Here is a 26,506-nt window from a genome sequence, read left to right on the forward strand (position 1 = left end):
TTTCAGCTCTGAAATCTGAAGTCGCGAAACTGTTCGCGAAGCTTCATCTTTTGCAATTTGCCGGTGGCGGTATGCGGCAGCGCTTCGACGAAGGCCACATCGTCCGGCAGCCACCACTTCGCCACGCGGCTTTGCAGCACCGTCAGCAGATCGTCTTTGCTCGCGGTTCTACCAGGTTTGAGCACCACCACCAACAACGGCCGTTCCTGCCATTTGGGATGAGGGATGCCAATCACCGCCGCTTCGGCGACGGCCGGATGACTGACGGCAGCGTTTTCCAGATCAATCGAGGAAATCCACTCGCCACCCGACTTGATAACGTCCTTGGCGCGGTCGGTGATCTGCATGTAGCCGTCAGTGTCGATCGTTGCGATGTCACCGGTATCGAGCCAGCCCTCGCTATCAAGAATCTGCCCTCCTTCGCCGCCGTAATACTGGCTGGCGATCCACGGCCCCTTGACCAGTAGAAGACCGCTAGCCTTGCCGTCTCGCGGTAGTTCAGCGCCTTGCTCGTCGACAATCTTCATCGACACCCCAAACAACGCCCGCCCTTGTTTGGCCTGCAGGTCGAGCACTGCTTCCAGCGGAGCCTCACGGTGTTTGGGCAACGGATTGCAGATGGTGCCCAGCGGGGACATCTCGGTCATCCCCCAGGCATGCAAAACACGCGCATTGAAACGGGTTTCAAACGTATCGACCTGGCTGCGCGGCGCGGCGGCTCCGCCGATCACCACCCGGTTCAGGCACAGCTCTTTCGCCGGTTGCAAAGCCTGTGTCTCGACATGCTGTTGCAGCATCATCCACACCGTCGGCACACCCAGCGCCAGGGTCACCTGTTCATCCCGCATCAGCGTGTAGAGACTCTCGCCGTCAAGTGCGGCGCCCGGCAACACCAATTTGGCGCCACACATTGCGGCGGCATACGGCATACCCCAGGCATTGACGTGGAACATCGGCACGACCAACAACGCTGAATCCGCCGCCGATAGACCGAAGCCATCCGAGGTACACAGCGCCAGCGAATGCAGGATCGATGAACGGTGCGAATACAACACACCCTTTGGATTGCCAGTGGTGCCCGAGGTGTAGCACATTGACGACGCCGTGCGCTCATCGAACTCAGGCCAGATGAAGTCGTTGCTGTGCTCGGCGATCAGGTCTTCGTAGCACATCAAACCAGGCACATTGATTGCCGGCATTTGTTCCCGGTCACACAGCGCGATGAAAGCTTTGACTGTTTTCAGGCGCGGCGCGATCTGCTCGACCAACTCAGCGAACGACAGGTCGAAAAGCAGGTACTGATCCTCGGCGTGGTTGGCGATGAATTCGATCTGCTCGGCGAACAGCCGTGGGTTGATCGTATGCAGTACCGCGCCCATGCCCGACACACCGAAATACAGTTCCATGTGCCGGTAACCGTTCCAGGCCAGGGTGCCGATTCGGTCGCCGGGTTGCACGCCCAACGCAACCAGCGCATTAGCCACTTGTTTAGCGCGTTCGCCGATGTCGGCGTAAGTGCAGTGATGCACCGATCCATCTGCCGTGCGTGAGGCAATTTCAGTGTGCGGATGCGCCTTCAGCGCATGTTCCAGAACGGAAGAAATCAACAGCGGTTGATCTTGCATCAAGCCCAGCATGGTTTTGTGTTCCTTTTATTCTTGTTTGATGTCGATGTTTGAGAAACGGCAGAGACTCACAGGTAGCCGAGCGGATAAATCATGCAAGCAGCCGTTTCAAGGAGCACGACGGAGCAAGAAATGCGACAGTGCCGGGATCAGCACCAAGGCGCCGACCATGTTCCAGATGAACATGAAGGTGAGCAGAATGCCCATATCGGCCTGGAACTTGATCGGCGACCAAGCCCAGGTGATCACGCCCGCCGCCAGGGTGATGCCGACCAGCGCCACCACTTTGCCGGTGAACGCCACGGAGTTTTTGTAGGCTTCGGTCAACGACAGACCGGCACGCTGCTGAGCCAACTGAACGCTGAGCAGGTACAGCGCGTAATCGACACCGATGCCGACACCCAAGGCAATCACCGGCAAGGTCGCGACCTTCACACCCATGCCCAGCCAGACCATCAACGCCTCGCAGAGAATCGACGTCAGCATCAACGGCACGACCGCCACCACCACCGCCCGCCAGCTGCGGAAAGTGATGAAGCACAGCACGATCACCGCGCCATACACGTAGAACAACATGGTGCGATTGGCGTCACGCACGACGATATTGGTCGCCGCTTCGATCCCGGCGCTACCGGCGGCGAGCATGAACTGCCGATCGTCGTTGCTGTGTTCACGGGCGAACTGATCGGCCACTTTCACCACATGATCGAGGGTTTCGGCCTTGTGGTCGGAGAGATAAGCGATCACCGGCATCATCGAGCAATCACTGTCGAACAGTTCCGGATTGTTCACCGAGGCCTGTTGCGCGCCGTAGTTCAGCACGTTCTGGTTGCGCGCGATGGTCAGCATTTTCGGGTTGCCTTCATAGGAACCCGCCGTGATCTGGCGCACAGCGTTGACCAGCGACACGGTAGTCTGCACGCCCGGTTGCTGTTGCAGCAGCCAGCCGAGACGATCGGCTTCCACCAGGGTTTCGTACTTCAGGCAACCTTCACTGGCGGTTTTGACCATGACCGCAAACTGGTCGCTGGACAGCGAAAAGTTGGCAGTGATGTAGGCATTGTCGCGGTTGTAACGTGAGTCGGCGCGCAGTTCGGGTGCGCCCGGATCGAGATCACCAATCTTCAAATGCGTGCTGACCATGAAGCCACCTACCGCCAGCAACCCGGCCACCACCACCGCCACCGTCGCCCAGCGACGCTCGGTAAAGCGGTCAAGCAGGCTCCACACATTGCCCAGCCCTTTCCCCTTCACCTCCTGCCTTTCCTGACGCAAGCTGCGCGCCGCCGCCTTGGGACTGACACCCCAATAAGACAGCAGTACTGGCAGCAACACCAGGTTGGTAAAGATCAAGACTGCCACACCAATGCTCGCGGTGACGGCCAGGTCCTGGATCACCGGAATGTCGATCAGCATCAGTACCGCAAAACCCACGGCATCGGCCAGCAATGCGGTCAGTCCGGCCAGGAACAGACGGCGGAAGGTGTAACGCGCGGCGATCAACTGATGGGTGCCGCGTCCGACGTCCTGCATGATCCCGTTCATTTTCTGCGCGCCGTGGGACACGCCGATGGCGAACACCAGAAACGGCACCAGAATCGAAAACGGGTCGAGTACATAACCGAACAAGGTGATCAGGCCCAGTTGCCAGACCACCGCAACCAACGAGCACAGAATCACCAGCGCGGTGCTGCGCACGCAACGGGTAAAGCCAAAGATGATGGCAGTGGCAATCAGCGCCGCGGCGCCGAAGTACATCATGATCAGCATCAGGCCATCGATCAGATCGCCCACCAATTTGGCGAAACCGATCACGCGGATCTTGATCGGGCCTTTGCCCTCTTCACCGGCAACGTGTACCGCGCTGCTGCCGGCAAACTCAAACTTGTTGCGTAACTGCTCTTCAAGCATCCGCGAAAAACTGTGATAGTCGATTGCGGCGCCCGTGACCGGATCCTTCTCCAGCAGCGGCACCACAATCATGCTCGATTTGAAATTATTGCCGACGAGACTGCCGATGATGCCGGAACGGGCAATGTTCAAGCGCAGTTGCTCGACCCCACTGGCCGAGCCGTCGTAGGAGTCCGGCATGACCGGGCCACCACGGAAGCCCTCCTCCGTGACCTCGGTCCAGCGCACAGCAGGCGTCCACAATGACTTTATCCAGGCCCGGTCCACGCCCGGGGTCAGGAACAAGGTGTCATTAACCTGCTTGAGCACCTCCAGGTATTTCGGGTCGTAGATGTCGCCGTCGGTGTTTTCCACCACCACCCGAACCGTATTGCCCAGCCCGCGTAACGACTGGCGATTCTCAAGGTAGTTTTTGATGTACGGCTGACTCTGCGGAATCATCTTTTCGAAGCTGGCATTGAGCGTCAGCCCAGTGGCCGCGAAATAGCTCAGCACTACCGTCACGATCAGGCAGGTCAGCACCACCAGCAGGCGATTGTTGAAAATCAGGCGTTCAAGGACATTGCCGGAGCGTGCATCGAAGCCTTTCAGCTCTCGGATCACCGGCATCGTATCGAGGTTGTAGTTACCCATGAAGTGGCTCGTCTCTTTTTATTATGTGGAGTGGGCTCATTCGAAGGGCAACTGGCGCAAGCCCTGTGCGCCTGCGACCACCACCGCCCCTGGTACGATGGCCTGCGCCGCAGCGACGGGCCCCAGGCGGTCTTGTGGCTTTTGCGTGAAACTGGCTCCGTCGTCGGTGCTGACAAGCACATGCCCGGCCTGGCTGATCAGGATGATTCGGCCGTCGGCGGTGATCGTGCTCGCGGTGATGCTTGAGGACAGACCCAGTTCAACCTTGTCCCAGTTCACGCCGTGATCGACGCTGCGATAAACATTGCCCCGCAGGCCATAAACGAGCACCGAGCCCGGTTTGCCGGTGATGCCGAAATAGCTGCCGCTGTAGGGCGTCGGGATGTTGATGAAGCGTTGCGTTGCCGGGTCCAGTTTCAATACCAGGCCTTGCTCGCCGACAATGAACAGGTCATCGCCGATTGCTCGTATCCCGTAGAAATTCAGCGCCCCCGGATTGTCGGTGCGATCCATCAACGGAACCCAGTTCTGGCCGCCGTCTTCGGTGCGGAAAATCAGATTGAACGCGCCGACGATATATCCGGTTTTATCATTGGCGAACCAAACGTCCAGAAAAGGTTTGTCAGCCCCTTCATCGACAATTCGTTGAGCCTCAGCTAATAACGCCTCATTCGGCTGTTGCCCTTCTTGCCTCTGAAAATGTTCGAGCATGATCTGCCCCACCTGACGGCCATCGAGCTGACGCTTCCAGGTTTCACCCCTGTTGTCGCTGTGCAACACAATGCCGTCGTGCCCGACCGCCCACCCCTGCGTCGGGCTCGGGAACTGCACCGCCACCAGATCGGAACTCACCGGCACTTCTGCCTGGTGCCAACGGACGCCGTTATCATCGGAATAAAAAATATGGCCGCGTTGGCCCACCGCGACCAGGCGCTTACCTGCACTGGTCAACCCGGTGAACATCCCGCTAATCGCCTTTTCACTCTGAATCGCAGGGCTCGAGAGCACGTCGACAAAATCCGCGGCGACTACGGCTCTGGTAAATGGCACAGCCAACGCCACAGTTAGCGCAGTGAGCGCAATCCATCTAAATGTATTCATGAGGTTTACTCGGCAAAAAAAGCCGCCGAACAGTGCGGTACACACTGTCGGCGACAAAAAAACACCTGCGTTATGGCTCAGCGAATACCCGTGCCGGCCAATGACTCAGGTGCCCACTGCGCTTTCGAAAGCGGGTCGATGTACTTGACGCCGCCGTACGGGCCGTAGATGCCGGTGATGTTGTAGCTGCCAGAGACCAAGTCATAAATCATGTGGTTATCGGAATTCGGCGCCTGCACGTCATAGCTGTATGCCAGGTGTGCAAAGGATCCGCGGTACAGCTTGCCGCTGGCGTCATATTCATCCGAAGCCAGGGCGATCCAACTGTCTTCGTCGAGGTAGAAGGTGCGCTTGCTGTAGATGTGGCGTTTGCCCGGTTTCAGCGTGGCTTCAACGACCCACACGCGGTGCAACTCCCAGCGCATCAGGTCCGGATTGACGTGATGCGGCGTGGTGATATCCGCAGCGACCTTGTGATAGTTCAACTTGTAAGTGTTGTAAGGAATGATCATTTCCTTCTTGCCGACCAGCTTGAAGTCGAAGCGGTCCATTGCGCCGTTGAACACCCAGGCATCGTCATAGGTCGAGGCACCGGCAGAGCCTGGGTTGGGCGTGTCGTAAGAGATGTCCGGCGCGAGTTTCACGCGGCGTTGACCCGGTAGGTACTGCCAGCCACGACGCTCCATTTTCAGAGGGTTGACAGCATCCTGCACCAGGATGGCTTCGCCTGCGCGACGGGCCGGGGCCTGGTAATAGAGTTTCGTCTTGAAAAACAGATCCGTCTCTTTCGCCGGTTCCGTACGCTTCGGATCGTACAGCGGGTACTCCAGATAGCCATTACCGGTCGTGGCCAGAATTGCCCTCCCGGAACTGTCGACGTTCCAGGAGTCATATTTGATATTGGTGGCATAACCCTGATAACGCAGCAGGTGATTCCACATGGCCTCATAGCCATCTTTCGGGATCGGGAACGGAACGCCCGGCAACGCGTTTTCCAGTGCTACCCCGCCTTCGAGTGTTTTGGTGCCGACGGCGTTTTTCGCGGTGTTATCCAACAGTCGTTGGGGCAACGCAACACTGCGATGGGTCGGAAACACATCGACCCGGAACGTCGGGTAACGCTTGAGTAGTTCTTGCGTGGTCGCGGTCAGTTTGTCGGTGTATTGACTGACGTTTTTGCCATCGACGACGACGCGTGGCTTGTCGGCCTCGTAAGGGTCCGGACGGAACGAACTACCCGGTTGAAAACTGGCCGGCGCCGTGGTGAGTCCGCCGGTGTAGGGCGGAATGGTGTTGTCGGTATTGCCGGCCTTTTCAGCGCCGACGCCTGTCAGGCTGTTGCCGAGTTTGGCAGCTTCATCGGGGGACACGGCTGCGTGTGCCACACCAGCGATGGCAACGGTCAAAGCAGTGAACAAAAACGTGTTGACGAACTTCATGGAGTGACTCCTGCTATCAAGCAAAGACTTCGATCAAATGGTCGTTTTGAAGGTAAAAGTGACCATGCCCCGATCCTTGAGCTGAGGCTGAACACCGCCGAATGCAGTGGTCTGCCCCGGTACGCAGTTGTATTGGCCGTTGGCCCCTGGTGCTGCGCCCTGGCCCTGTGCACCTGAACCACCGGCTGAGCCGCAGGTGTCGAACGGACCAAAGTTGTCCACGTACTTCAGGTCAAACCGGTACTGGTTGTGTACGTCCATGCCAACGCCCACCGAGTAACTTCCGGAGTCCTTGTTACCCCCGAGCTGAACCGACGAGTTGCCCGCAAGGCCGACGCCGTAGCTGGCCGGCAGGTACATATCGATGCCGGGGAACACCTGATACCAGGTCGGGTTGAAGTTGACGCCCAGTACGTAGTTGTCCTTGGTGACCTTGTCGACACCGCGATACCAGTCTTCGCCTTTGAACAGCTGCTTGTTCTCGGTGACGTCCAGCCAGCGGCTGTAGGCGAGTTCAACCAGCAAGGTCGAGCTGTCCCAGACCGGTGTCGCACCGAAAGTGGTCAAGCCGTTGAGCACCGCGTGCACGGTGTTGCCTCGGGACACGCCGTTGTCACCATCAAAGCTGCTGATGAAGCCTGGCAAACCGGCAGCACCGGCTGCCGGACTGACCGTTGCCGGCACGCTGGCCAGCGGCATGTTGTGGCGATAGTTCAGGTCGAGACCAACGCTGACACCTTCGATGCTTTTCGACAGGCTGATGCCGTAGATATCGATGTCGTCGACATAGAACTGGTTGTAGCTGCCGGCATTGCCGGAGATCAGTTGCGCAGGACCGACCGCCGTTGGCTGCAACACCAGGTTCGGCAGAATGTCGGAGGTTTTGCGGTAGTAGAAACCCAGCGTACCCTGCAGCCATTCCGGGCTCCACTTGGCCATCAGGCCGAAGTCACCTTGGTTGTCCGGGGTAAACGTATGCCCATTGGACAGCCGTAAAAACTGGTTGGCACCCAGTGGGCCAGGTGTGCCGAACAGCGGGTTTCGGCCGCCGATCAATGACAGGTTGTGCCCGCCATTTTGAATGCCGTCGTTGAACCCCAGATAAGTGCCCGACTCCGGCAACCGCGCGGCGTCCCAGTCCAGGAAGTACTGCGCGGCGAGGGTCAGTTCCGGGTTGACCGTTAAGCTGGTGGACAACTGATTACGCGGAATGAACAGTTCTTTGGCTTCTGTTCCCGGGACCGCCAGCGACTTGGAGATATCCAGGCCGGACTGGCCATAACTATTGCCATGGGCAAAGGCGAGGATGCTTTCGCCCCAGTAAACGGTGTGCTTGCCGAGCTTGCCGCTGAGCAGTGATTCATCGCCGACGTCAGTGCTGCCAAACACGAAGGCATCAAGGATTTCCGAAGAAGGACCGTTGTAATACCGATCGGCGTAACCGCTTTGATGACGAGAGTCCGGCTTACCGTTGTTGAGCTGATTGGTCGAGGCGTTATCGCTGCCAATATCGTCGTAGGCGTGGTCGTACCAGGTGTTGGCGCTGACACGGAAACCGACTTTTTCTTTGTAAACCACGTCCAGTTCGGACAGCACATCCAGTCGTTGAGAAACGGGACTGCCGGAGGAGAAGTTGCGATCCCCGTCATTGTTGTTCCACGAATTGGCCAACTTGCTGTTGGGGGCTTCCACGCGCTGGGCATAGTTGAACTTCAGCGTGTTGTCGAAGCGAACCGCAAAGTCTTCATTCCCCGTGTTGATCTCCACAGCCCCCACGGGCGCGATGCCCAGGCCGGTGAGAATGGCGGAGGCCAACAACCCTTTGCGAAGGTTTGCATGGCAGATCTTATTATTTTTGTTCATCTAGCTTGCCACCTGCTCTATGGTTTACGAAAAGTCATGGGGTGAATCACGGCGTAATGAGCCTCCTTTCAGGTGCGCTGCAAAAGAGTGACCGACACCGCCCGGCCCAGGGCGGTGCTATGTTGTAAAGCCGTGCGGGCACCAGCAATTTGCCTGCCGTCGGCCATGTCGCGCAGTTGCCAGACCAACTCGACCAGTTGCGCCAACCCGGTGGCACCCGGGGCGTGACCACGTCCCAGCAAGCCACCCGATGGGCACACCGCATTCATCTGTCCTTTCAGGCGGTGTCCTTGCTGCACAAATCGATCAATCTCGTCCTCCCGGCAAAAGCCCAGCGCGGCGCTATTGATCATGAAGTCGCCGACGCTTTGGTCGTGCAGTTCAACCACGTCGATGTCTTCCGCACCGAGGCCCGCCTGCTGATAGGCCAGCTGCGCGACTCGCCGGGTAGTCGCCTGTCCGAGTACATCCAGCACGCAACCCGATTCCTGCTCTGAAGCGCTGTCACTGCCACTGGCACTGGCCAGCACGGTGACGTCCGCCCGAGCGCCGAAGCGCAGGGCGAAGGCCGGGGTACAGATCAAGATGGCCGCCGCACCGCAGGCGGGCGGGCACAGATAAGGCGGGAGCCAGCCGTCGCGATCCGGCACGCGGTTCAACACGGCGTAGGGATTGAGCCCGGCCTGGACCCGTGCCCGCTCAAGCACTTGATCGAAGCTGCTTTGAGCAATGCCCATGCGTGTCAATAACCAGCTGGTTTGGGCAGCGAACAGCAGCGCCGGTTGTTGTCGACGCTCGATAAAGCCGATGGGGTTCTCACCCTGCCTGACCGTTGCCGACTCATCGCGAACGAGAGCTTTCAAACCGAAAAACTCACGATTGGAAATGCGTGCCGGCATGCACTCGACGCCAACCAACAGGACACATTCAGCCTGGCCGCACAGCAGGCTATTGCGGGCCAACTGGAAAGCACTACTGGCCGACCCACAGCCATCGCCGAAGCTGAAAATCGGCACGCCCGAGTAGCCAATCTGCGACAACATCTGCTCGGCGATACCGGCTTCACCGTGTACGCAGGAAGTAAACACCTGGTCGACCAGGTCATAGTCGATCCGCGCATCGGCCAGCGCCGCACGTATGGCTTGCCCCGCCAACGCCGCATGACTGTCAGAGCCACCTAGCGGTAGAAACGGCACCATTCCTGCACCGGCGATCAGCACTTTTTCAGACATAAACCGACTCCCACTCGCCGATACGTTGGCGCTTTTGTGGGGTCAGACTATTGCGAAGTCGAAAAGCGAACCCCCCATTGACTGGGGGGGCGGCTGGAAATCGATTTTTTTTGGGGGCGGGGGGGGGGGATTGAAGGATGATCCGAACGGATCACCTCGGATGGTGGGCTCGCATTAGCCCGCTGTCTCGAGAATTCCCAGCATGTATGCACGCGCGACAACATGCTGTCTTGTGCCGGCCTGGAATTTTCCAAACAGGTTTTTCAGGTGCCACTTCACGGTTTCCTCGCCGACATTCAGCGCCAGGGCGATTTGCTTGTTGGACAGGTTGCGAGCCAACAACTGCAACACCTCGCGCTCCTTGGGCGTCAAAAGACGACTTGGGGAAACGCTCAATGGGGTGGATTCCGGTCGCGGAACAGGTGCGGGCGTAGAGGTCGCCGCGAGCAAATTGACCGTATCACGCTGGAGCGTCTGCTCCCATTTGATCAGGTCCGGATGGGTGTCCTGCACCACGCGTAACATACCGTTTTCTTGCGCGAGACTGACAGCCTCCAGCAAATAGTCAGTGCCGCCCTGTCCGGTCGCCCGAAGTGCCAGTGCCCTGAGCAGCTTGATCTGCACGATGTCTCGCCCACGACGCAGGTATTCGGCTGTTTCGCTAACCTTGTCCAGCACCGCCAGCATAGCCTCCCAATCACGTTGGGCCAGTAAGGCATAAGCGTTGGCTACCCCGGCCAGCAAGTCCAGCTCCGGACCAAGCAACCCTGCTCGCTCACGGGCAATAACCGGCGTGAAACTGTCCAGCCGTCGCCATAATGCCTGACAGGTATCGCTGCGTCCCTGCAAGGCATGCAGGCGTATTTGCTCTCCCAGGGAGGCAATGCAAAATCGTGGAATATTTCGCTCTTCTCCAAGGGCGAATAACGCCTCAAGCAGATCCTGCCCGCGATGCCCCTGCCCCTGCCCCTGGATTGAAGCCAGTCGAGCAGCGGCGAGAAAACCCTGCACAATGGCATCGGGGGACGCCAATCGTTCAACGATATCCAGCCTGTTCGCCAGCACCGTAGCGGATTCCTGAATTTCCCCCTGTTCCAGCAACACCGTCGCCAGAGCGCTCGCTAAAATGACCGCCACCGGACTGCGCCGACCTATGTCCCGTTCGGCATGCAACAGGCTGTCGTGCAACGCCGTGCGCGCCGACACCATTCGACCCTCGTATAAATAAGCAAGACCGACCACCCACTCGCCATACCCGCGTATGGCATCAAGGCCAGGACTACCCGCGTAACGCGGTGCTCGCTGAAGGATTCGTCGGGCTTTCTCCGGTTGTCCCTGCAACAGCGTCAGCCGGGCGATCTGGCTCGCGACAATGGCTTGCACCTTGATTGAGAATGAAGGCAATCGATCGACCCAAGGCATGATGAGTTCATGCGATTCATCCGGATGGTCCGCAAAGTAGGCGGCGGCGGCGGCGATGGCGGCAGCTTCACAACGTGTCGCCTCGTCGGCGGACGGATGCTGTTCAATAGCAGCAATCAATTGCGCCGCTTCTGCCTGACGCTCTCCCAATGCTAATGTCCAGGCCGCCGCCAGGCAGATGCGCGGATGCGACAACACGTCAGCGGGACCAAGCTCCTCGACCCACTCCAGCACCCGGCTGAACTGCCCTTGCAACATGACTTCGTACAGGCATTTGCCGATCAACGTATAGGCCGGCTGGGGCATGCCGGCCAACAGATATTGCCGGGCGGCCTGCTCCAGGAAACCGTGGTGCTCCAGCCACACAGCACCGCGCCGGTGATAACCCTGACGCTCCTCCAACGGCAAGTCGGCAAAACGGCCGAGCAGAAATTCCCGCGCCAATGGATGGATGCGCACCCAGTCACTGTCGATACTTTCAACAAAAATCGGTGTCGAGGCACACAATTCCTTCAGCAACTCACCCGAGCGAGAGTTGCCCGTCAGCGCCTCGCATAACAAGGGCTGGACCATTTCCAACAATGCAATGCCGGTCAGAAAGCGAACCTGCTCCTCCCGAAGATGCGCGACCAGACTGTCGACGAAATAACGCTGGATATCACCCAGACAAGTCGACAATTCTTCGACTGCCGCACTCCGATTCGGGCTCTTCTCCAACGCCGAAATCGCTAATTGCAGGCCAAGCGGCCAGCCTTCGGTTATCTCGTGCAGCCGCACGCAGAGGTCGGCATCAACCCTTGCGCCGAAACGGTCATTGAGGATGGCGATCGCCTCTTCCACATTCAGTCGTAAAGCCGCTGTCATGATCGACGTGAAAAGCCCTCTTGCCGCGAGGTCCGTCACTTGCAGATTCAACCGTGTGCGAGAGGCCATGATGATGCGCAAATTGGCCGGCGCGTTGTGCAACAGGTACGTCAGGGAGTAACGGATCGTCAGCTCGGGCAGGGTATCCACTTCATCCAGAATCAATACGGTTTCGCTACCCAGATCAGCCACTTCCGCCAACCACTGCGTCAGCCCTTCCTGTTCGTCACGCCCCAGTCCCGCAATAGGCTCGAATGCGCGGGCAAACGACGGCCGACCGCTGCCAATTGCCATGGCAGCTCCCAGCCCCTGGACAAAACGAGCACCATCATCCTGTGCATCCAGCGTCATCCAGGCCACCACTGCGCCGTGAGACAAACATTCACGGCGCCATTGGGTCAGCAGAAAGGTTTTGCCGAAGCCTGCCGGCGCTTGAACGGCGATCACCACTTTGTCTGTCAGTTCCTGGGTATGGATACCCAGGCGGTTTCGCATCCGTGCTGATTTCTGACTACGCGGCGGTGTCGTTTTGAGGATCAGTTGGGGCTCTATGCAATCCATTTTTTTCAGACCCTGGTGGTTGAGAGACGCTTACCCAAAGAGCGTCTGAAGGTCGCTGGTCGTGGCCTTTGATGGCAACTTTGAAGCTAGTGATTTTCTGACTTGAGTTCTGCAAGTTCTCGCCAAACGCCGCTGGATGCAGTCCCTGACGGCCGAACACTACCATGGAATGGTCCGAGGACTTGAAGCCCGGTGCAATGCAAGCCGCGTGCGTACTTTCGGTGGAGTGACCTGCTCGCCACGCCAAAGCATCCGTTCAGGATCGCCTCTACCTTCCAGCCAGGGCTCTGTATTCAGCCGGTGTACTTGCGTGCGCAACTTTGAACGCTGCAGTCAGGTGGCTCTGGGAGCTGAAGCCACACTCAAGTGCCACATGCAAAATAGGTAGATCGGTCTGCATGAGCAGATCACGCGCATGTTCCAGTCGAACATTCATCACATAGCGATGGGGCGGCATACCCATGGCGCGCTGAAACAGCCTTCGGAAATGAGCCGGGCTGACACCCGCCTGGCCAGCCAGCGTGCTGATCGAAAGTTCCCGCCCCAGATGCTCGCGAATGAAGGCCAGTACTGTGTGTAGACGCGCTAGATGAATATGCGGCGGATAAATACCTCTGCTCGCGTTAACTCGTAGCGCACGATACACCTGCTCAAGCATGACCATGGCCAATCTTGCCATGAACCCCTGATCAGCTCCCTTCCCAAGACTTAGCTCATCCATCAGTTGCCGGGCCGCTGCGCTCACCAAACCATCACTGAAGGGCAATGGTGCCTGCGCGCCAACGCATATCTCACGCAATTGTTGAAACACGCCATCAGTGCGCTCGGGCAGATAAAAAATCGCGAAATCGATGCTGCCGGAATAGTGCCAATGAGTAGCACAGCTCGCAGGCACCAGCATTGATAAACGAGGCATTGATGTAGAGCGCAACTCGCCCCCTGTCCCCTCCTCCACCCGTGAGCCACCGAATTGAGTCAGCAGAACCATGGTGTCAATCGGCGGTGCGGAGCGATCAGTTGCATGTAGAAAATAGCGCTCTGCATACAAGGGCATTTCACTGCACACCATGCCGCCAAGCATGGGTAGTCCCAGTGTTTCATGTACTTGCAGCTGCGGATTCATGGGCATCTCAGAATGAGCATATTTTGATAAATATGACCGCTTTTCAGGTGAGTTGTCGATGTCGGGAAGAACAATAATCGGCCAAATATTCCGCCACTCGCCTTAATGCGAGGCAGGCCGATCCAGCTCTCGGCGATACCGGACTGGCTATTTCGCTGATGGTCTCCAACGCGCCCCTGCAACTGGTTGGCCGCCAGGTAGCTTCAGTATCAACCGCTCGCCCACATCACTCATCACATCTAGGAGAACAGCATGAGCAAGAAGACCGTCACTGTATTCGGCGCCACCGGGACTGCCGGCGTCGCCTGCGTCAATGAGTTCATTCGCCAGGGCCTGGTCAATATCAATGTGCTAGCGCGCTGCTCCGGTCAGGTGGAACGTTCATCGTCGGGCATCAGCAAAAGCGAGGCGCAGAAACAGCAGCAGTACGCCGAATGGGCGCGCCAGGGCGTGACCATCAAGGAAGTCGACGTCACCATTGCCGAAGCGCTGGTCCCGGCGCTGCGCGGCACCGACTACCTGGTGTCCTGCGTACCCCTCTACGCCACCGAATCGCAGATGCCGCTGATCTTTGCCGCCAAGGAAGCCGGGGTCGAACGCTTTGTGCCATCCGAGTACGGCGCGATCTACGAGTTCGAGCAGTTCTGGCAGACCGATACCACGCACCGCTTGATGGCCCGGCAGAAGGCGTTCATCCGACGCATGATCGAATTGGCCGGCATGGACTACACCATCATTCCGGCCGGTGCCTGGATCGAGTACTACATGCTCGAGCCGGTGATGGTGATGGGCGATCCCGACGCCAAGCTGGCCTGGTCGACTGGCGCGGATGTCGGCCGCATCATTCCGCATGTGCTGGCCCACCCGGCCTCGCGCAATGCGATCTGCCCAGTCGCGACCACGGCTTGGTGTTCGTGGAACGAGCTGCTGGCCGCGCGCGAACAGGCCGTGGGTCGCCCGATCGAGCGTAACGTGTTGACGCCCGATCAGTGGCGCTCGGCCTACGCGGCTTCCAGTCCCGGTGCCATCCAGACCCTACTGGCGATCGGTGTCGCCATGATCGATACCCCAGCGGGCATGTCGCTGTGCGGCCACTGGAACAAGACCTTCCTCCCCGAGTTCAAGGGGACGCCGCTGCAAGAGCTGTTCGTCGACACCGTAGAGCCTTTCGTCGAGGCCACGCGCGCCACGCTGATCGCCGCCGGCGAACTGCCGGCGAATGCCTGACGGGTCTCAACGCCTAGAGTGCAGGCCATAAGAAAAACCGAGTGATATGACGAGACCCATCATGAAACTAAGTAACCGGATCAACCTGCCTGACATTTCAATAACCGGCTTTGAAACGCCCCTGAACGAGGTCGAGCGCGGCATCCAGGACAGCGTGCATCGCTTTGCCAAGGATTTCATGCGTCCCCTTGGTCAGGAACTCGACAAAATGACCGCAGAGCAGGTGGTCGCCCCCGGCTCGCCGTACTACAGCGTGTTCAGCGAAGCCGCCAAGCTGGGCCTGGATTCCGATCTACTGGCCGAACTGCCGCCGGAAACGGCTGTACGCGTCGAGTCTATGATCGGCGAGGAAATGGGCTGGGGTGATGCCGGTCTGGCGGTTTCCCTGGGCGTCAGCACCTTCCCGAACGAGATGGCCAAAGCCGTAGGGAACCAGGAGCTGATCGATCTGAGTGCCGGGAAAATCGGCTGCTGGATGATTACCCATCCGGACAAGGGCACTGACGCCGGCGCCTTCGACATGCAGCGCGACTGGGTGCCGGGGCAGTTAGGCAACAAGGGCAATCTCTTCGCCAAGGTCGGCGAGCACGAGATCGTCATTAACGGCCAGTGCTCGGCCTGGGTGTCCAACGGCGCGGTGGCCCAGGTGGCCCTGGCCTACATGACCGCCGACTATGGCAACGGCTTCTACGATGCCAATGGCTTGCCCTATGGCATCTCCGTAATCGTGCCCCTGGACTTGCCCGGTGTCAGCAGGGGCAAGCCGCTGGAGAAGATCGGTCAGCGCGCCCTGCCGCAGGGCGAGGTGTATTTCGACAACGTGCGGATTCCCAAGCGCTTCGCCGTGGCCCTGCAGGACGAGTACTACGGCAACGTCGTGTCGACCTGGTCGTTCGCTGGCACACACATGGCGCAATGGTTCACTGGCGTGGCGCGTTCCGCCTTCGAACTGGCCCTGGCCTACTGCCATGAGCGCAAGCAGGGTGGCCAACTGCTGATCAACCACCAGCTTACCCGCTACCGCATCGGCGACATGATGCGTCGTGTCGAGCTTTGCCGGGCTGTCGCCCGCCGCTCTTTGGCCTATGCGCGACTGACCCCGCAGGGGCACCCCTGTGCCACGGCTTCCAGCAAGGTCACCGTGACCGAAGAGGCTATGCGCGTGGTCAGCGATGCCATGCAGCTGTTCGGCGGCAACGGCCTAACCCGCGAGTACCCCATGGAGAAGTTGTTCCGCGATGCCCGCGCTGCGCTGATCGAGGATGGCGAGAACATGATGCTCACCACCCGCCTTGGGTTCCTTGTCCAGGAGCTCTACGAAGACGGCTGGCCCCAATACTGATCCAAAACCCGACTAACAATAAACTTTGGAGACAATAGAAATGGCTAAATATCCCGTAGTTGTATATGGCGCCAGTGGCTACACCGGCATGCTGACGATGGATTGGTTGATCGACCAGAACATCCCCTTCACCGCTGTGGCACGCAATGCCAAGCGTGCGCAGGAAATGATGGCGCAGCGGGTGGTACGGCTGGAGTCCGCGACCTACGAAATCATCGAGGCCGAGCACAACGTCGAGTCGCTGAGCGCCGCCTTCAAGGGGGCAAAGGTTGTCTGCAACACCGTTGGCCCTTTCGTCAACTTCGGTCTAACCACCGTTGAGGCCGCGCTCAAGGCCGGCTGCCACCACATAGATACCACCGGCGAGCAAAGCTATGTCCGTCAGGTTCGCGAGCAATTTGGCGAACTCTATCGTCAGGCTGGCTTACTGGTTTCGCCATCGCTGTCCTACATGTTCAGCTTCTCCGAGATCGCCGCCGAACTGGCGCTGGAAACCCCCGGCATCGACGTGCTGGAAACCGCCGCCCTGTGCCGCGGCCCGCGTGATGTCGCAGGAGTCAGCCTAGGCTCGGCAGCCTCGATTTTCGAATTGTTCCACAGGGAGCAGTTCTACCTGTGGGAAAACAAGCTGGTTCAGCATCCAGCCACCGCTTCGTTCAACATTGTCGACCCCAACTTCATGCAGCCGGTTTTCTCCCTGCCTTGGGGGGGAACCTCGCTGCCGATTTACTTTGAGCATGATCCGCGCGTGCGCGCCTGCACGTCCGCAGTCGGTTTCTACGACAACAATGTGATGCCGATGGTGCATGGTCTGAGCCAGAAGTGGGAAGCGGAATACAAGCACCTGTCCAAGGAGCAGCAGGACGCGGTGGTGAGGAGCCTGGTAGAGGCCACCACGCCGAGCATGCCGCCCCGCGAACGCACCACCTTGCAGCGTAGCGTCGACATCGCTATCGGCCGCGGCCACCTGGCCGCGGTGCGCGCTACCGTGCATGGTGTCACCCCCTATATCTCCACCGGTGCCCTACAGGCCGCGGCGGCAGTCAAGCTGCTCGATGGCGACACCAACAAGGTCGGCTTCGCTTCCGGCTCCAAGGCTTTTGGACACCGCTATCTGCTCGGTTTCCTGGAAGAGCGCGGCCTGGCCCGTGCCACCGTTACCAAACTCTGATTACCGGCACAGGAACCACTTATGGCCATCATTGACTTTTACGATCGCGGCTGGGGCATCAACCCTGCTGGGGTCGCCTACATCCAGGGTGAGCGCTCCTACACCTTCAACGAAATCGGCGAGCTCTCGTGTCGCATCGCCAACAAGCTGCTCGCACTGGGCTTGCCGAAGGAAACCAAGGGTGCCGTTTGGTCAGGTAACGACGTCACCGCCTGGGCCTGCACACTGGGTCTATGGCGCGCCAACATGACCTGGATTCCAGTCAACGCGCGCAACTCGAGCGAAGAGAATCACTACATCCTCGACGCATTCGACTGCGAGGTGATGTTCTACCAAAACGATTTCGCGGGAATCATCACCGAGCTGCGGCCCAAGCTGCCGAAGATCAAGCACTGGATCTGTATTGATGCCGATGCTGTCGATGCACCTTCGTTGGAACTATGGAGTGCCGGCCAGCCGGCGAGCCGTCCCGAAGTCGCCTATGACATGGACGACGTGGTGGCGGTATCACCCACGGGTGGCACTACGGGCACACCAAAGGGAGTGATGAACACCCACCGCAGCGTGCAGACGTTCATTGCCCACTTCATGCTGACCTGTGCTTATCGCAATGGTGAAAAGCCGGTGAATATGGCCGCCGCACCGATGACCCACACTGCCGGCCTGTTGGCCGTACCCTGCACGGCGCAAGGTGGCACTGTAGTGGTTATTACCAAACCCGATCCGGCATTGATGTTGAACGCCATTGCGCAGCACAAGGTCAGCGAGCTCTTTCTGCCGCCAACGGTGATCTACAGGCTGTTGGAAATTCCCGGTATCGAGAAGCTGGACTTCTCCTCGGTGAGGTACCTGATGTACGGCGCGGCTCCGATGTCGGTAGACAAGCTGAAGAAAGCTATCGAGATTTTCGGTCCAGTCATGACCGGCGGCTATGGTCAGACCGAAGCACCGGCCAGTATCGCCAACTTTCGCCCCGACGAGCATCTGGTGGGTGGTCAATTCGCCGACGACGAACGCCTGTCCTCGGTCGGCCGCCCTAACCCGCTGATCCGCGTCGAAGTGATGAGCGACACCAACCAGATTCTGCCCCGCGGTGAAACCGGTGAAATATGCGTGCGCGGTGACCTGATCATGAAGGGTTACTACAAGCAGCCGGAGAAGACCGCCGAGACCATCGTCGACGGTTGGCTGCATACCGGCGACATCGGCCATATCGATGTCGAAGGCTATCTGCACCTCACCGATCGCAAAAAGGACATGATTATTTCCGGCGGTTTCAACGTCTATCCCAGCCAAGTCGAGCAAGTGCTGTGGGGACATCCGGCCGTTCAGGACTGCGCCGTGATTGGCGTGCCCGATGAGAAATGGGGCGAGGCCGTCAAGGCCGTGGTCGAGCTCAACCCAGGCCAGGAAACCACAGAGCAGGAGCTTATCGAGCTGTGCAAAGTCAAGCTGGGTAGCGTGATGGCACCGAAGTCTGTCGACTTCACTAGCAGCCTGCCACGTAGTCCGGTGGGCAAGGTGCTGAAAAAAGAACTGCGCCAGCCGTATTGGGAAAACTCAGCTCGGAATATCTGACACAACCGGAGATCTCAGGCGCGTCGGGCTACCCGATTGGGAAAAAATCGAGGTCGATCTTCAACCTCAGCCTGCACGTGGCCGAGATACGCCTGCCTGAACCCGGCAACGACCAGCAACTTCAGGAAGCCGCTGCCGAGGCGCACCCAACGTCAACCACGCCGTGGGTGCGAACTGGACACCGACCAACTGAATATAAGGAATTTTCAATGAGCAATATCTATATCGCAGGCATCGCCATGACCGTCTTCGGTCGCCACAACGAACGCAGCCTCGATGACTTGGCACGCGAGGCTTTCCATGGCGCGTTGAAGGACGCCGACTGCAGTGCCGCCGATCTCGATATCGCATTTTATGCAGGCATGACCAATGGCCCATTGCAAGGCCAGCTTTCGATCCCCGGTCAAGTCGTGTTCAGCAAGATCGGTATTGAAAGCATTCCTATCTATAACGTCGAGAATGCCTGCGCTTCGGGTAGCTCAGCCTTCAATTTGGCCGTGCAAAGTCTCAAGGCCGGTACAGCCAGTATCGCGCTGGCGTTGGGTGCGGAAAAGATGAATATCCCGGATAAACTGAAGGCCCTCTCGCTGTTCGAGGCTGGATGGGATGTTTCTCGCGCCGAAGAGAATTACCAGATGTTGGTGAAAATGGGCGAAGGCGTGGTATCACCCGCCGGGTCGGAATCGGACAAGCCTTACAGCAAGTTTATGGCCATCTATGCCGCATTATGCCGTCAGCATATGAAAACCTACGGCACCACGCAGCGGCAGATCGCAGCGGTGTCGGCGAAAAACCACACCCACTCGGTACATAACCCTTACGCTCAATTTCGCAAAGCCTTCAGTATCGACGAAATCCTTGCCGCCCCTCCGATCACCTACCCGCTCACCCTGCCAATGTGCGCGCCGCTGTCGGACGGTGCAGCAGCAGCCATCCTGTGCACCGAGGAAGGACTCACACGCATCGGTGCCGACAGGAGCCGCTGCATCAAGGTCGCGGCCAGCGTCATCCGTAGCTTCAGCCATCGCCGGCTCGATCAGCCGGAACTGAACGTCGGTCACCTGGCAGCTAACCTGGCCTATGAACAGGCGGGCCTGGGGCCGCAAGACATGCATGTCGCCGAAGTCCATGACGCCTCGGCGATGGGCGAAATAATTCAGGTCGAAAACCTGGGTCTGGTCCCGTTTGGTCAGGGCGGACCTGCGGCTGAACGTGGCGAATTCACCCTGGGCGGACGCATCCCGGTCAATACCTCAGGTGGCCTGGAATCGAAAGGCCATCCACTCGGTGCTACCGGGATCGGCCAACTCTACGAACTTGTGACGCAACTGCGCGGGGAGGCTGGCGCACGCCAGGTACATGGCGCACGCCATGCAATCCAAGAGAACGGCGGCGGTTTGCAGGGTATTGAGGAGGCAGCAGTCGCGATCCACATTCTCAGCAAATAATTCTTGTCAGAAAAAATTTGTAGTGGCGAAACCAATAAAAACAAGAAGGATAAAAAACATGTTCCAAAACAAAGTAGTCGTCATCACTGGCGCAGGATCAGGCATTGGGCGGGAGTTGGCTATCCAACTAGTGGAAGCTGGCGCACATGTCGCACTGTCGGACATCAACCAAGTTGGCCTCGACAAAACCATGACGCTATTGCCTGACGCCAGCAAAGCGAAAGGTTACATCCTGGACGTATCGTCCTGGGACGCCTTCCAGGCTCATGCTGACGAGGTGAAGCGAGATTTTGGCACGGCGCACTTCGTCATCAATAACGCAGGTGCCGCAATCATCGGGACAGTTGCCAACACCTCCATCGATGAGTACGAGTGGCAACTCGGTATCAACATGTGGGGCGTGTTGTACGGTACCAAAGCGTTCCTGCCGATGATGCAGGCCCAGCGAGAAGGCTGCATCGTCAACATTTCCAGCGTATTTGGCCTGGTGGGTTTCCCGATGCAAAGCGCTTACAACATGTCGAAGTTCGCCGTACGTGGTCTGACCGAAGCCCTATGGTCGGAACTTGAGGGTAGCGGTGTACGCGCCGTGTGTGTGCACCCTGGCGGAATCAAAACCAATATTGAAAAGGCCGGACGACGTTGTAAAGCCGCTGGTAAAACAGAAGAAAGGTTCACGGCAATGGCAGAAAAAATGCTACTGACGCCAGCGTCAGATTGTGCCGGTGACATCATCAAGGGGCTCCGCAACGGAACCAAACGCATTATCACAGGGAACAAGTCGAGCACCTTGTTCTGGGTAAGCAGGCTGTTCCCCAATAGCTATCCGGCATTACTCAAGCTGCTTGGCTGAGACCCAAAAGTTACAAGATGTCTCTGCATGGTGCGAGGCGTCACCACCTCTCAGGAACAATCCCATGACCGACAGTTATACCCGCAAGCTTTTTATTTCTGCCGCTTGTTTCAACGTACTCGCGGGTCTTCCATTACTAGTAGCTATGCGACCCGTAGCTGCGCTGTTGGGGCTGCAAATTACCCCCACCTCAACCCTCTTCATTCAACTCACCACGTGCCTGGTTATCATATTCGGCTGGGCCTATTGGATGATCGCTCGCGATCCGCTGCAGTATCGTCCCTATATCCTGCTCGGGGTGATCCTGAAAGTACTGTTTGTGGTCGTGGTTTATGGCCACTGGCTGGCTGGCAGCATACCTTGGCCATTGCCGGTGGTGGCATCAGGTGACATCGTCTACTCACTACTCTTCTGGCGTTATTACCAGCGTGCTGAGCATTAAGTGCAATCCATACGCTGTGAAATGAACCAGCAAGCTCACCGACAAAGCACCTGGTAGACTGAGCGGTTAATTCATTTGTCTACCGGTAACGATGTACTGTGCGTCCAATGTCATGGATTGACTATGCGCATGGCCCGACCGACTTCCCCCTTCGCTTTAACGCCTTCTGATCTCATCGCCCTGCAAGGTTGGTTGCGTATGAGTACGCTGGAACAGAGCCTCGCCCAGCGAGCGTGCATCCTGCTTCTACTGGCTGATGGATTGACGCCCAAGGCCGTCAGCGAGCAGTTGCAGGTCACGCCGCCGACGGTATTCAAATGGCGAAAACGTTATCTGGAGGCGGGGATCGAAGGGTTGAGCGATCTGCCGCGTAGCGGCCAGCCACTCAAATTGGGGCCCGATAAAATCACCGAAATCCTGACACTGACCACCCGGCGTGTCCCGCAGGAAGCCACTCACTGGAGCGTTCGTTTGATGGCCAAGTATGCGCGGGTCACCACATGGCTGGTTCGCCAGGTCTGGGCCGCTTCCGACCTCAAACCCCATCGTCTGAAGACCTTCAAAATCAGCCACGATCCTCATTCCGCCGACAAGGTCGTCGACGTGGTCGGGCTCTATCTGAACCCACCGGATAACGCCCTGGTGTTGTCGGTTGACGAGAAAACCCGGATCCATGCGTTGGATCGCACCCAACCGATGCTGCCGCTACGCCCAAGTCAAGTTGAGTGTCGGACGCAGTGGCTGGAAAAGCATCCGCGTTTCAAATTGCACTTCACACCGACCATCGCGTCTTGGCTGAACGCCGTGGAAGGCTGGTTTGCACAACTGGAAAGACGAGCGCTGTACCGCGGCGCCTTTACCAGCGTTGCCGACCTGAAGGCGGCTATCCGTCAATTTATCGAGGCTCACAATGAACACTCGGCTAAGCCGTTCAAGTGGAATAAAACGGCTGAATCCATCATTAGTTCGGTGCATAAAGCGAAGCCGAGCGTGATAAAAAACAAATTAATGGATTAACCGCTTACCGGCCCTCCTTGTGGTCCGTTGCTCAGAATGCACCGCGCAAAACGTCAGACTCTCATGGTTCCGATATACGTCCCCCCTGAAAATCAATATCGCGCGAATTCTGATGTTTTTGGGTGCCAGTACCTTCATTTATTGGGTGATAGTGCTGGTCCAATTTCTGGTCCTTCGAACACCGAACTGATCAGCAGGAAAAGCTCGACTGGTTCGACTAAGCGCAAGGAGGTGGCAGCAGACGCCTTCTGAGAGCTTTACGGACGCACGACTCTCGATAGAAAAGCCGCTTCAGTCCCATATCGGTCCCATATGGCCATTTTTCAGACGCCAAAAACCACAAACCCCCGACTTTCTCTAGGAAAATCAGGGGTTTGTGTTTGCAGAATGTGGCGGTGAAGGAGAGATTCGAACTCTCGATACAATTTCTTGTATACACACTTTCCAGGCGTGCTCCTTAAGCCACTCGGACACTTCACCGTATCTCGTCAAACAAGTTCTGTCTGTCGAGGCGCGCTAATGTAGTCGAAACCTTTTCCGATGGCAAACTTTTTTTGCAGAATTTTCATGCGCTTAGCGTTTTAGTCATTCCGGTGGGTTGCTGCCCATGGCAAACCTGCCAATCTCCGGCTTCGCGCCCTCTTCTATATAGAGGGGAATGCGCGGCGGGTGTGGCGGGCCACGCTTGTCCGGCGGGGAAAGGGTGACTGGCGGGTCAGTCACAGCGCTTTACCTGACGTGCCGCGGTGGGTAACGTCTGCCTCAACTTTCATACAAGGAATAGCGTCATGAGTGAGTTGATTTCCTACCATCTCGAAGACGGTATCGCGACCCTGACCTTGAGCAATGGCAAGGTCAATGCCATCTCGCCCGACGTGATTGCTGCGTTTAACGCTGCGCTGGATCAGGCGGTGACTGATCGTGCGGTGGTGATCATTACCGGTACGCCGGGGATTCTGTCGGGTGGTTATGACTTGAAGGTGATGACGTCCGGCCCTAAAGAAGCGGTGGCGTTGGTCACTGCCGGTTCGACCCTGGCCCGTCGCCTGCTGTCGCACCCGTTCCCAGTGATCGTGGCGTGCCCTGGGCATGCCGTGGCCAAGGGTGCGTTCCTGCTGTTGTCGGCGGATTACCGCATTGGTGTCGATGGGCCGTTCAGCATTGGTCTGAACGAAGTGCAGATCGGCATGACCATGCACCACGCCGGTATCGAGATCGCACGTGATCGTCTGCGCAAGTCGGCGTTCCACCGATCCGTGATCAATGGTGAGATGTTTAACCCGCAGAGCGCCGTGGATGCCGGTTTCCTCGACGTGGTGGTGTCGGCCGAAGAGTTGCAAGGTGCAGCGCTGGCGGCGGCTCGTCAGTTGAAGAAGATCAACATGACCGCGCACAAGAACACCAAGCTGAAAGTACGCAAGGCGTTGCTGGAGACGCTGGACAACGCGATCATCCTGGACCAGGAGCATATGGGTTAAGCCTAAACTTGCTGCACCGAAAAGCCCGACCGTCGTGTCGGGCTTTTTCTTGCGCGCTGCGTTGAAAAGTCTGCAACCGCTCTAGGCCGCATCTGACCAACAAGTCAGAAACATGCTCACAAACATCGCCTTCCCCCCCCCCTTTAGCGGCAATTGCCGAAAACAGTGCACATCCGTACACTGCGCCACCTTTTGTCCCGGTGGGGCCTGCAAATGCTGTTTGTGTTTCGTATGTTCTTGATGGGCCTGCACTTTGTTCTGGCCGGTGTGCTTGGGGTGATTCTGGGCCTGTGTCGCCCGTTCAACCCGGACAACAGCCGTTTGTGCGCACGCCTGTACGCGTGGCCGGCGATGTGTATTTTGCGTTTACGGGTGAAGACCGATGTCGCGCCATTGATGAACAAGCCTGACAGCTGCGTCATCGTCGCTAATCACCAGTCCAACTACGACTTGTTTGTGTTCGGCAACGTGGTGCCCCGCCGCACCGTGTGCATTGGCAAGAAAAGCCTTAAGTGGGTGCCGCTGTTCGGGCAACTGTTCTGGCTGGCCGGTAACGTGTTGATCGACCGCGGCAATGCGCAAAAGGCGCGCCAGTCGATGCTGACCACCACGCGCACCTTGCAGCATGAAGACACTTCGATCTGGGTCTTCCCGGAAGGCACGCGCAACCTTGGCGAAGAGTTGCTGCCGTTCAAGAAAGGCGCGTTCCAGATGGCGATCGCTGCCGGTGTGCCGATCGTGCCGGTGTGTGTCAGCAGTTACGTCAAACACATGCGTTTGAACCGCTGGCGCAGTGGGAAAATTCTGATTCGCTCGTTGCCGGCGATACCGACAGCGGGATTGAGCCAGGACGACATGCCCATGCTGATGGATCAATGCCGCGAGCAGATGCGCGAGTGCATCGCTTCGATGGATCGGCAACTGCAATCCGCGTAAAAACAAACCCGCCTGGTGCGGGTTTTCTTTTGCCTGCGAGCTTTTCCCTTCGAACTCTGCAGAGTTCGCTCACTCTCAAGCAGCAGACAAGGCTAAGCTGAAGATTGCCTGCCACTGCCATCTGCTAATAAGAAGTGAACCTGAATCATGGGTAGAGTTGTTGCTGCTGCGGTTTACAGCGCCGGTAAGAGAGTCACCAATATCACTCTCGACGAAGGCGCTGCCTGGGCTGCAAAACCTGGTCACTTTGTCTGGATCGGCCTCGAAGAACCGAATGCCCAGGAACTGGCCAACCTGCAACGCCAGTTCAACCTGCATGAACTGGCCATTGAAGATGCCCTGGAAAAGCACAGCCGACCGAAGCTCGAAACGTTCGGTGATGCACTGTTTATCGTCACGTATTCGCCGATTCGTAACGAAGGCAAACTGGAGTTCATCGAGACTCATATCTTTGCCGGCAACGGTTACATCATTACCGCACGCAACGGCCACTCGGCGTCCTACGCCTATGTCAGACAGCGTTGTGAGGCGCGTCCCCTGTTACTTGAGCACGGGGAAGACTTCGTCCTCTATGCCCTCCTCGATTTCGTGATTGAAAACTACCAGCCGATGGGCGAAGCGATCCATGCCGAAATCGATGAACTGGAACGCAGCGTGTTGTTGTGTGGTGCGCTGAATGAACGTGACATCCAGAAACTTCACGGCCTGCGCCGGGACGTATTGCGCCTGCGTCGTTATGCGGCGCCGATGGTGGAGATCGGTGAGGAGCTGCAGAAGCTGAGCTTCCCGTTCATCGACAAGACCATGCGCCCGTACTTCCGTGATGTGCAGATTCACGTGACGCGGCAGATGGAAGACCTGACAACCCTGGCAGACATTGCCAGCCAGACGATTGAGATTGGAGTGCTGCTGGAAGCTTCACGCCAGAGCGTGGTGCAGCGCAAGTTTGCGGCGTGGGCAGCGATTTTGGCATTTCCGACGGCGGTGGCCGGGATTTACGGGATGAACTTCCAGAACATGCCGGAGCTGGCGTGGCAATACGGGTACTTTGGGGTGCTGGGGTTTATTGCAGTGGGATGCACAGGGTTGTGGGCGAGTTTCAAGAAGTCGGGGTGGTTGTAACGGCTTGCTTACCTGTGGCGAGGGGGCTTGCCCCCGTTAGGCTGCGCAGCAGGCGCAATTCAGGCGACCCGTTTTGTCAGAAAAAATGCAGGGGGGGTGCTTCGCACCCCAACGGGGG

At 58.0% G+C, this 26,506-nt stretch carries 20 protein-coding genes and 1 tRNA gene; 11 read left to right on the forward strand and 10 right to left on the reverse strand.

What is annotated here, in order from left to right; genetic code table 11:
* Positions 1-2: 2 nt before the first annotated feature.
* From ACWGZX_RS04990 to ACWGZX_RS05025, 8 genes are all read right to left on the reverse strand, one after another.
* Positions 3-1,637 carry a 3-(methylthio)propionyl-CoA ligase gene (locus tag ACWGZX_RS04990; RefSeq protein WP_452627514.1) on the reverse strand — a complete coding sequence of 545 codons (1,635 nt, stop codon included), beginning with the start codon at positions 1,635-1,637 and terminating at the stop codon, positions 3-5.
* Positions 1,638-1,733: 96 nt separating this feature from the next.
* On the reverse strand, positions 1,734-4,169 hold the full coding sequence (locus tag ACWGZX_RS04995) for an efflux RND transporter permease subunit (protein WP_452627515.1): 2,436 nt from the start codon (positions 4,167-4,169) through the stop codon (positions 1,734-1,736).
* 36 nt (positions 4,170-4,205) lie between these two features.
* On the reverse strand, positions 4,206-5,270 hold the full coding sequence (locus ACWGZX_RS05000; RefSeq protein WP_452627516.1) for a WD40/YVTN/BNR-like repeat-containing protein: 1,065 nt from the start codon (positions 5,268-5,270) through the stop codon (positions 4,206-4,208).
* 77 nt (positions 5,271-5,347) lie between these two features.
* A complete protein-coding gene (locus ACWGZX_RS05005) occupies positions 5,348-6,709 on the reverse strand; it encodes a DUF1329 domain-containing protein (protein ID WP_452627517.1) in 1,362 nt (453 codons plus the stop codon).
* A 33-nt stretch (positions 6,710-6,742) separates the two neighbouring features.
* Entirely contained in the window at positions 6,743-8,572 is a 1,830-nt protein-coding gene (locus tag ACWGZX_RS05010; RefSeq protein ID WP_452627518.1) for a DUF1302 domain-containing protein, read from the reverse strand.
* A 68-nt stretch (positions 8,573-8,640) separates the two neighbouring features.
* Entirely contained in the window at positions 8,641-9,804 is a 1,164-nt protein-coding gene (locus ACWGZX_RS05015) for a thiolase C-terminal domain-containing protein (protein ID WP_452627519.1), read from the reverse strand.
* 174 nt (positions 9,805-9,978) lie between these two features.
* Positions 9,979-12,585 (reverse strand): LuxR C-terminal-related transcriptional regulator, encoded by a 2,607-nt coding sequence (locus ACWGZX_RS05020; protein WP_452627520.1) that lies wholly within the window; start codon positions 12,583-12,585, stop codon positions 9,979-9,981.
* A 334-nt stretch (positions 12,586-12,919) separates the two neighbouring features.
* A complete protein-coding gene (locus tag ACWGZX_RS05025) occupies positions 12,920-13,774 on the reverse strand; it encodes a helix-turn-helix domain-containing protein (RefSeq protein ID WP_452627521.1) in 855 nt (284 codons plus the stop codon).
* 252 nt (positions 13,775-14,026) lie between these two features.
* On the opposite strand from ACWGZX_RS05025, the gene ACWGZX_RS05030 reads away from it, so the two are divergent.
* From ACWGZX_RS05030 to ACWGZX_RS05065, 8 genes are all read left to right on the forward strand, one after another.
* Complete coding sequence (locus ACWGZX_RS05030; RefSeq protein WP_452627522.1) at positions 14,027-15,001, forward strand: NmrA family NAD(P)-binding protein; 975 nt, start codon at positions 14,027-14,029, stop codon at positions 14,999-15,001.
* 61 nt (positions 15,002-15,062) lie between these two features.
* Positions 15,063-16,343: an acyl-CoA dehydrogenase family protein gene (locus ACWGZX_RS05035; RefSeq protein WP_452627523.1), complete on the forward strand. Its 1,281-nt coding sequence runs from the start codon at positions 15,063-15,065 to the stop codon at positions 16,341-16,343.
* Positions 16,344-16,383: 40 nt separating this feature from the next.
* Positions 16,384-17,514: a saccharopine dehydrogenase family protein gene (locus ACWGZX_RS05040; RefSeq protein ID WP_452627524.1), complete on the forward strand. Its 1,131-nt coding sequence runs from the start codon at positions 16,384-16,386 to the stop codon at positions 17,512-17,514.
* Between the two features lie 21 nt (positions 17,515-17,535).
* Positions 17,536-19,092, forward strand: coding sequence for a class I adenylate-forming enzyme family protein (locus ACWGZX_RS05045; RefSeq protein ID WP_452627525.1), 1,557 nt, complete (start codon positions 17,536-17,538; stop codon positions 19,090-19,092).
* Positions 19,093-19,301: 209 nt separating this feature from the next.
* Entirely contained in the window at positions 19,302-20,540 is a 1,239-nt protein-coding gene (locus ACWGZX_RS05050) for a thiolase family protein (RefSeq protein ID WP_452628967.1), read from the forward strand.
* Positions 20,541-20,598: 58 nt separating this feature from the next.
* Entirely contained in the window at positions 20,599-21,393 is a 795-nt protein-coding gene (locus ACWGZX_RS05055; protein WP_452627526.1) for an SDR family NAD(P)-dependent oxidoreductase, read from the forward strand.
* Between the two features lie 64 nt (positions 21,394-21,457).
* Complete coding sequence (locus ACWGZX_RS05060; protein ID WP_452627527.1) at positions 21,458-21,835, forward strand: hypothetical protein; 378 nt, start codon at positions 21,458-21,460, stop codon at positions 21,833-21,835.
* Positions 21,836-21,964: 129 nt separating this feature from the next.
* Positions 21,965-22,852 (forward strand): IS630 family transposase, encoded by an 888-nt coding sequence (locus ACWGZX_RS05065; RefSeq protein ID WP_452628968.1) that lies wholly within the window; start codon positions 21,965-21,967, stop codon positions 22,850-22,852.
* Between the two features lie 390 nt (positions 22,853-23,242).
* On the opposite strand, the gene ACWGZX_RS05070 is transcribed toward ACWGZX_RS05065, so the two are convergent.
* Positions 23,243-23,332 (reverse strand) — tRNA-Ser (locus tag ACWGZX_RS05070).
* A gap of 105 nt (positions 23,333-23,437) precedes the next feature.
* Entirely contained in the window at positions 23,438-23,575 is a 138-nt protein-coding gene (locus tag ACWGZX_RS05075) for a hypothetical protein (protein ID WP_452627528.1), read from the reverse strand.
* A 65-nt stretch (positions 23,576-23,640) separates the two neighbouring features.
* On the opposite strand from ACWGZX_RS05075, the gene ACWGZX_RS05080 reads away from it, so the two are divergent.
* From ACWGZX_RS05080 to ACWGZX_RS05090, 3 genes are all read left to right on the forward strand, one after another.
* On the forward strand, positions 23,641-24,330 hold the full coding sequence (locus tag ACWGZX_RS05080; RefSeq protein WP_222585383.1) for a crotonase/enoyl-CoA hydratase family protein: 690 nt from the start codon (positions 23,641-23,643) through the stop codon (positions 24,328-24,330).
* Between the two features lie 213 nt (positions 24,331-24,543).
* Positions 24,544-25,266 carry a lysophospholipid acyltransferase family protein gene (locus ACWGZX_RS05085; RefSeq protein WP_452627529.1) on the forward strand — a complete coding sequence of 241 codons (723 nt, stop codon included), beginning with the start codon at positions 24,544-24,546 and terminating at the stop codon, positions 25,264-25,266.
* 147 nt (positions 25,267-25,413) lie between these two features.
* Entirely contained in the window at positions 25,414-26,388 is a 975-nt protein-coding gene (locus tag ACWGZX_RS05090) for a magnesium and cobalt transport protein CorA (protein WP_452627530.1), read from the forward strand.
* Positions 26,389-26,506 lie beyond the last annotated feature (118 nt).

It is taken from the genome of Pseudomonas sp. CLCA07 (assembly GCF_053615335.1).